We start from the raw sequence: 2,680 nt of genomic DNA on the forward strand, positions 1-2,680 counted from the left end.
TATAAATCGTGTAGCTAAGGTAGTTAAGGGTGGTAGAAACTTTAGATTTAGTGCATTATGGTAAGGGTCTGTTTTTCCTTCCTCAATCCTTAAAACCTAAAAAATATTTATCTAAAGTACATATTTCTTTTTGCTACCATTTCTTTTTGTTTTTTCCAGTCCTCAAAATCTTTTTCACCATCCTTATTGTTTATCATATCTTTATTAGCTATTTGTTTGCTCTTCTTATGGAATTTAGAAGCATAAGTGATACATCTATCCCATAAATCATTGCCACCCTCTAAAAACGAATTTAGGCGTTTACGAGCCATCTCTAACATTTCATTGTAATCATCTATTTGAATATCTTTTTCTGTTTTTTCTTCTTCTAATTTTTTATTATCTTCTTTTAATTGTTTGTTTTCAGCTAAAATCAGAGGAATACTTTCATTTTGCTGATGTAAACGATCAAAATCCACTCTTTTAATTAAAATAAAATCATTGGTACTATGTTCTTTACTTTTGTAACCTTTAAATTCTTCTATGTGTGTTTCCTTAACAGTTTTAATTATTTTTTCTTTTTCCTCTTCTAAGAATTTAAGTTCATTTTCAATTTCTATAGAATCCTCTATTTTTTCATCAAGTTCATTTTGCATTTTTTCTAATTCTTTTTTTAGTTCTTTATACTCATGATGATTTTTTATACTGTTAGTACCAACTATTTTTCTTCCAATTTGATAGTTCTGCATCTCTTTTTCAAGAAAGTCAATTTCGTTATTCCTAAAATTTCGAAATAGTGACCTACTATCATTTTTATCGTACTCAATTCCTTGTTGTTTCAGAGCCTTATCGAAGGAAGGTTGTTTTTGCAAACCACGTTTGTATCCAGTAGCAACTGGAATTACATTTAGGTGTAAATGTGGTGTAGATTCATCATTATGAATAACTGCATTGTAAATTTTAAAATTGGAGTTTCTTTCCTCAAATTTTTCAACATAATTAGTTAAAATTTTATTAGCAACTTCCCAATCCTCCTTTGATTCATAGTCATCTCTTTCACCAATTTGTACAATAAATTCTCTTTGTGGCTGTAATTTTTTATCTTTTAAAACTTTGGAATAGTAATTTTTAATTTTCCTATCATTTCTTTTTTGTTTTGCATTATATTCTTTGACTGCATCCCCAAAAATTTTTTTATATGTATCTTTTATATCTTCTTGAACAAGAATTTTATTCAAATGGGTTCTATCAAAATCAATGTGATCATGCCATTTATTTTCTTTTTCTTCCTTATCTAATTTTCTATTGTTATGTTTTATTGAAGTTTTATTAGTAGCTTTTTTGAAAGAAATACTTCTTTCTGACTTTACAACTTTCATTATTTTTTTATCCCCTTTGCTAATGTATTTTATATATAATACATTAGCATTTCTGTTACTCTTTGGCAAAGAGTAACATTTTCGCAATAGTGACATTGCATATCACTATTGAAAATGCTCTGCGAGGCTAAAAAAACAAAAGAAAGTTTGCTAATATAGGCTTTTTTTTAAAGGGTACTTTTTAGAAAATGAAATAAAATTTTCCCGTTTTTGAAAGGAAAATAATAATTTATAAAGAATAATTTATAAAGGATGGTATAGTTTTAATCATTTTAAAATAAGGAGGAATTACTATGAAAAAAATGTTAAGTATTTTATTAGTGCTTTTATTAATACCTATATTTCCGATAAGTTCTTTTGCAGATGGTAATGCTACTGAGCTGAATGAAAAAAATATTAATGAATTATTAGAAAAGTATGGATTAGAAATTGAATCTTCTACTCCGTTAGCAAATGAAGTACCAGAAGATAGTATTTATTCATTAGAAGAATTAGAAAAAATCATAATAGAAGAATTAAACAAACCTAAGGAAATTAAAATGGAAGATATTCATATTGTAGATGAGCCTAATATTTCATTACCTTATAGTTTATCTAACAATACTTATAGTAGAGCTAGGGCTACTTCTGGTGTTGCAACATTGCATCATTACTCAGAGGTCTATAATGGTTTGAAAATCAGATATACTGCAACAGGAAGATATACTACTTCAAAAGGTAAAAAACGTTGGACAAGAGCTGTAAGTTCGTCAGTTTCCCAATACTCAAGTTCCTCATATTCTAAGTTAAAAAGAGTTATAAAGTCAACTGCTCAAGTAACTGATGGTGGAAAAAGACTTACACAAAATTATAAATTTCAAGTTCAAAATTATCTAGCAGTTCCAATTCCAAAATTAGATAAAGTTATCAGGGTTAAAGCAGGTGCTCCAATGGTTGAAGGAAGAGTTCATCATTATGCGAATAAAATTTAATAGCGAGGTTGAAATATAATGGATTTTATAATGAATGTTTTTAAATTTATTATAATGATAGCTTTATTACCTTTATTTTTTTATTTTTTACGTAAATTATTGAAATTAATAAAGCAAAAAAATAATAATTTAAAATAATATAAAGTAATAAAGTAAAGATAAAAACCCCCTAAAAAATGTGTTTTTTTCAGGGGGTTTTTTATGTTCTTTCTTATCTTGATACATCACAATTGAACTAATAACACCAATAGCTATAGAAGAAGGATTAAGATTTTCAATTCGTGAAGGTGGAAGAACAGTAGGTTCTGGAGTTGTTACTAATATTATTGCATAAGATGAAAATATTAAAGG

2 protein-coding genes and 1 pseudogene are annotated in these 2,680 nt (G+C 26.9%); 2 read left to right on the forward strand and 1 reads right to left on the reverse strand.

The genetic code is table 11. The features are described 5' to 3' along the window. Positions 1-107: 107 nt before the first annotated feature. The gene (locus NSA23_RS16395; protein WP_257490796.1) at positions 108-1,358 is read right to left on the reverse strand and encodes a plasmid recombination protein; all 1,251 of its coding nucleotides are present in this window, start codon (positions 1,356-1,358) and stop codon (positions 108-110) included. A 293-nt stretch (positions 1,359-1,651) separates the two neighbouring features. On the opposite strand from NSA23_RS16395, the gene NSA23_RS16400 reads away from it, so the two are divergent. Then, positions 1,652-2,329: a hypothetical protein gene (locus NSA23_RS16400; RefSeq protein ID WP_257490797.1), complete on the forward strand. Its 678-nt coding sequence runs from the start codon at positions 1,652-1,654 to the stop codon at positions 2,327-2,329. Between the two features lie 229 nt (positions 2,330-2,558). After that, positions 2,559-2,663: pseudogene (locus tag NSA23_RS16405) on the forward strand (EF-Tu C-terminal domain-related protein); the annotation flags it as partial. Between the last annotated feature and the right edge of the window lie 17 nt (positions 2,664-2,680).

It is taken from the genome of Anaerosalibacter massiliensis (genome assembly GCF_024623155.1).
Taxonomy (GTDB): domain Bacteria; phylum Bacillota; class Clostridia; order Tissierellales; family Sporanaerobacteraceae; genus Anaerosalibacter; species Anaerosalibacter massiliensis.